The following is a 5,402-nucleotide window of genomic DNA, read 5'->3' as shown; positions in this document are numbered from 1 at the left end:
GAGCACTTCACTGTCAACCTGCGCAAAAGTTTGATAGGAGCACTCAGCTTCTATTTTGCATGTCACCGCCAATTGCGGCAACATGCTGTTACTGGCTGGGCTTCTATCTGTCCGAGTTGTTTTCATGTCCGTTCTCTTTTACCTTTTGTCCGCAGTAAGGGCAAACAACCCATAGTTTTTCAAGTTGGCTAAAACAACTGTCACAAGTTATAACTTTGTCAACAACAGCTTTTATTGGTAAAGTCGTCCTAACTGTGAATGCTTCAGGTATTTCTTTTAAAAAACTTGATTCATTCCCTTTTTCGGTAATTAAGAAGAGTTTGTCTTTGGCTCTTGTAATAGCTACATAAAATAATCTTCTTTCTTCTTCCATCAATAAGTCATGGTTAGCCTTTTTGATTACTTGAAAAATTCTGTCCTCAAGCCAAATGTCGGGAAAACCGCCACTTCCTTCTGTAAGTCCAATGATAAATACAACTTTAGCTTCAAGTCCTTTTGAAGCATGAATTGTTTTACCTTGAACTCGGATTCCTTCGTTTTTAAATCTGTAGAAATATGGTGAATACATTTTACTCCTTCTATAAAGGAATAAGATTTCATCATTGCTAATTCCGTCTTCGAGCAACTCTCTTACTTTATCAAGACAGAATTGTATGTTTTCTTCTTCGCTATTGCCTGAGTATACGACAATTTTATGTTCAGATTTCTTGGACGCCTGAACGTCTTTGTCAACTTTGAATTTATTGTTCTTAATTACCTCATTACTTGCCCCAACTATATTTTGAGTGCTACGATAGTTTAGATTTAATTTGATTGTCCTTGCGTTTGTGAAGTGATTTTCAAACTCAACAATGTAACTAACATTAGAACCCCTGAAACCATAAATGCCCTGCCAGTCGTCACCCACACAAAACAACTGTGTTTTGTCAGTTAGTAATAACTTTATTAACTCAACTTGTAAATTGTTTACGTCCTGAAATTCGTCAACAAGAATGTATTCATATTTATTCTTGTATTTGGTTGCAATGTCTTCGTGATTATGAAAAAGTGACGTACTTCTTGAAATTAAATCATTGAAATCAAGATAAGACTTGTCCGTGCAATAGTGAATATATTTTTTGACGATTGGTATTGCAAGTTCATAAAAGTGTCTAACTCTTTCATGTTGGTCCTTTCGGGCATTTTCCAAGACGAGGTCAATATCAATATTTTCAACCTTTATCATATCGGTAATTCGCATGATTTGTTGAACGAAATCTTTAACATCTTCTTGATAGCCGTGAAATTCTTCCTTGAAGTTGAGTGTAACAGTCTTGTGATAATTGGAAGGCAATCTGTTTTTTACAATTTTGTCTAGTGTATGATTAAATAAAGCCGAGTCTCTTGTCATACTGTCAAAGGTCTTTACAAGTAGCAAATTGCCTTTTTGAAATTGTTCTTCTTTATCCTTTGTGGAAAAACTTTTGTCGCTGATATGTTCAATGTAAAGATTTGCGTCTGGAATATAAAAGTCGGGGTGAAACGAAAAGTCTTTAACGTTCAAAAGTGGTTCATATTCATATTTTATACTGTGTCTGTAAAACCAATCTGCAATGAATTGTTCAGACTTTGAACGAACTTTTGTTCCATCAAGAGTTGTAAAGTATTTGCCGTCCTTTGGAAGAAATTTCGGGTCTACTTTCTTTAAGTGGATTTTATCAATTATGTAATCGAGGATATATCGTTTTAGTTGAAGTAAGTACTCGGTATCCTCACATTGCTCAATTAAGAGTTTATGAATTACCTCAAAGACTGTTTCAGGAGCAACGTGTTTTGAAAGTTCATCTTCTTCATCTTTTTTCTCGTCTCCAATTATTCTGAATTTATTATCAAACTCGTTTACTCCGTAGTTTCTTAAAATGCTATAGCAAAATGAATGGAATGTCTTTACTGTTAAGCCGTCAATCCATTTGTATTTTTTTTGTTGAAGGTATCTTTCTCTGTCCTTCTCTACCTTGCTTATTCTCTTGTCAAACAAAAGCTTTTCGTATTCTCCTGTATTGTCGGCTGAAATGATTAAACGGTCAATCATTTCATTTGTCGCATTTTTTGTGAAAGTGATTGCCAAAATGCTAGAAGGACTAACGCCTTTTTCTTCTATGAGATAAATTAGCTTTTGTAAAAGTGTTTTTGTCTTGCCAGAACCAGCACCTGCTAAAACTAAAAGACGTTTGTCTTCGCTTACAACAGCCTCATGTTGTCTGTCGTTTAATGCACTTAGATTTGTTTTTATAGTTGTCGTCACGTTAATCTGTTAGTTTAATTACGGTTTTGTCGTTTTTTAGCCTTGCCAGTAACGTTCTCGGGCTTTGCGTTCGGGCGGGTTTCGGAGCACAAAACTGTCAACCTGCACTACACTTGAATAGAGGCACAAAGCTCCAAGTTTGCACGTCAACCCGCCTGACGCAAAACCTGTGTTACCGGCTGCCCTTCTATTTGCCCAAGTGTAAAACATTATATCAGCTCTGGAATGTTTTATCTCTAATTTCTTTCAATTCTTTTTTGAGAGCAACAAAAGCATCAATCTCATTTTTCAAATCGTCTGATGTTGGCTTTACTGCTCCGAAAACATCACTATGTAAATGTGCTTCAATGTACCTACCAAGCAACCCTACTTTTTGAATGACTTTTTCTGTGAAGTCAGGATTTACAACAACTTCTCCCAATCTATCAACACTTACTCGTTCTTCAAATCTCAATACAACAGCTTTGAACAAATCAAAAATTATGAAGTATTCATAATTGGTTCTTAATGAGGCGAAGCCGTCTTTAAGAATTTGCTCTCTTAATTCTGGTTCAGCTATTCTTGATACCTGCCATGCTTCAGTTGCCTTCCTTACAGTCTTGTAATCACCTTCGGTTGCAGGGCTATTGTTGTTTGAAACTACTCCGACATGGTCTGAAATAGTTTCAATCCAATGGCATTGAAATGGTAGTCCGAAACCTTCGGAATAATTCTTTAAGAAATTTACAAAAAGTAAATCGTGTGTGAATACGATTACTTGTTTGTGGGCTGCAAGCCCAACAATTCTTTTTGCAATATCTGTTTTTCTTAAATGGTCAAGTGATGTAACTGGGTCGTCAAAAATTACTCCTGTGTTGCTTGGGTTCAACTGAATTTCAGTTAGGAAATCCGCTAATGAAATGGCTCTTTGTTCTCCTTCACTTAAAACTCTGTTTGCTGTCTGTCCAGCAACTTGCAGTTTCCTTAGTGTAGAAAGTTTGGCGTTACGTTGAACAATACGCACAACTTTGGGAGCATTCAATACATCACACTCAGCATTGAATGTGTTTGTGTAGTTGTCGGTAATATGCTCTGTGAAAAGTGCTCCTTGAAAAGTTGTAAGTGAGTTTGTTCTGAAAGCACTTGCTACCGCTTGCTCAGCTTTTGCTGCCCAATTATGAGATTTTACAAAAGTCAAAACTTGGTCTAATAGTTTGCTTAAAAGCAATCGGTCATTAAGCAGATTCAATTGAAATGTAAGCGATGCAATTTCCCTATCAGGATTTTTTGCAATCAACTCATCAATTGTGGTTTGAATATGCAGCGTGATTGGCTGAAACTCATTTGTGTTTTCTGCAAATTGTTTGGTGGGCAAATCCTTATTCAATGCTGTCAGATTCTTAATTAGGTTTTGTCTAACTGCTTCGGATTCTTTCACAATCACTTCCCATTTTTTTACAAGGTCAGGAGCAACTGTAGTTAAATATGAATAAAGTAAAATTGTGTCATCAAATTTTACTGGACTTAATCCTTTGAGTTCGCTTACTGCTTCTTTAATTCGCTGAATAATTCTGTTCAACTCTCTTTCCGCTTCGCTTTTCAAAAACTGCCAGTAAGTATCTACTAAAGTGTTTTCTTTTTCCTGAAGTGGTTGTAAGCAAAAAAGACAATTATCATTTTCAGAAGGGTAAAGAGGATTTCCATTTCGGTTTGCTTCAATTGCAGAAGCGTAGCTTCTTGCAGAAACAATAAAATCTCTCCACTCTGTGCTTCCGATTAAATCAATGTCATATCCTTCTAAACTTTTAATTCCTTGTTCTCTTGAAAGTGCTTGTAGCTGATGAAATGAGTCAATCAAATTCAAGTAGTAATTTATCTTTTCAGAAGTTAAGCAAGCAAGTATTGCTTGCTGTCTATGCATAAATTCTGAAATTTCTTGTTTGAGTTTTTCAAGTTCAGCAATTTGCTTCTGAATGTTTAATCCTTTCAACCTTTCTATTTCCGCTTTTATCCTTTCAAGTTCAGCCACATCTTCATCAGTAAAAGTTCCTGCCTTAATAATTGCTTCCTCATTTGAAGAAACTCCTAAGTTTAAAATGATTTCTTGAATATGGTTTGCGTTTGTAAATAGTGGAATGAATGTGTTGGTTGGACGGTTAGCCCTTATGTCTACAAATGCTTTTTGCTTTACTGCTTCAAAGAGTTGTAAAACCTTTTCAAAAAAATCAAAACCTGTCGGAATAAAGTTGAGTTGGTTGTCATTCTCTAAATGCACTCTCACACAAGTCGTATCAAAAACTGCAAACTGCGAAAACTCAGAGCTTGCTCTATCAGCAGGAAAAACTTTAGAATATGGCTCACCCGAAGTTTGAAAAACGAAACTGCAAGTGGGTTCGCCACTTGCAGTTTCGTCAAAAACATTATGCAAAATGTTTTTATCGCCTCTTGAAAGAAAAGCGTTATTTAGCAACCTTACATATCCTGATTTGCCTGCACCATTTGCGCCATAAACAACAGTCAAGTTTTCGTTTATCTCAATGGCTTGTCCATGCTGCAATCTGTTTACGTTTTTAATGTCCCTGATTAAACGCAATTTCAAATTACTTGTCGCACCTGCAACGGCTGTTGCGATTTCCGAGTAAATAATTTCTTCTCTTTCTTCTGTCTTTTCAATTAACTCCCAATCTTCTGAGAAAAGTTTGTATGTGGCGGAGGCTAATTCATCAGAAACACTGTCACCTTCAAGCAAGCGATTTCCCGAATACTGAAACCAGTAGTCTTGGTGCTTTAGCCAATTGATAATTTGATTCTTGAGAGGTGTTATTGTCATGCTATCTGTCCGTTAATTTTGCTCTGTCTTTTTAGGGTTGCCGGTAACGCCCCGGGCTTGGCGATGTGGCGGAATTTGAAAAACCGTCAGCCGGGAACAATTGCTGAATAAATATACAAAAGATTACAATACCACAAACAGCCCCAAAAAACCCCGTCAGCCTAAACTACAGCTGATAGATAACTACAGCCGAACTACTGCGTTACAGTCCGCCGACATAGTGCCAAGCCCATGTTAGCTGCTTTGGGAGTTGTGAAACAAGCCAACATAATCTTGTGCAATAACCCTGAAAAAATGGTTGCTGAAAAA

The 5,402-nt window shown here is 36.6% G+C and carries 2 protein-coding genes; both read right to left on the bottom strand.

Translation table 11 applies throughout. The annotated features are described in order from the left end of the window. Positions 1-103 precede the first annotated feature (103 nt). Positions 104-2,284 (bottom strand): ATP-dependent helicase, encoded by a 2,181-nt coding sequence (locus tag A0F92_RS01415; protein ID WP_068240944.1) that lies wholly within the window; start codon positions 2,282-2,284, stop codon positions 104-106. Between the two features lie 214 nt (positions 2,285-2,498). After that, positions 2,499-5,093, bottom strand: a complete 2,595-nt coding sequence (locus A0F92_RS01410) for an AAA family ATPase (protein ID WP_068240943.1) — start codon at positions 5,091-5,093, stop codon at positions 2,499-2,501. Between the last annotated feature and the right edge of the window lie 309 nt (positions 5,094-5,402).

Source organism: Hydrotalea flava (assembly GCF_001623405.1).
Classification (GTDB): Bacteria; Bacteroidota; Bacteroidia; order Chitinophagales; family Chitinophagaceae; genus Hydrotalea; species Hydrotalea flava.
The sequence above is the reverse complement of the archived record's forward strand: the minus strand, read 5'-3'. Positions and strand labels throughout refer to the sequence as shown.

Coding starts and splice junctions, on each gene's coding strand:
- A0F92_RS01410 (WP_068240943.1), bottom strand. CDS start 5,093: ATGACAATAACACCTCTCAAGAATCAAATTATCAATTGGCTAAAGCAC.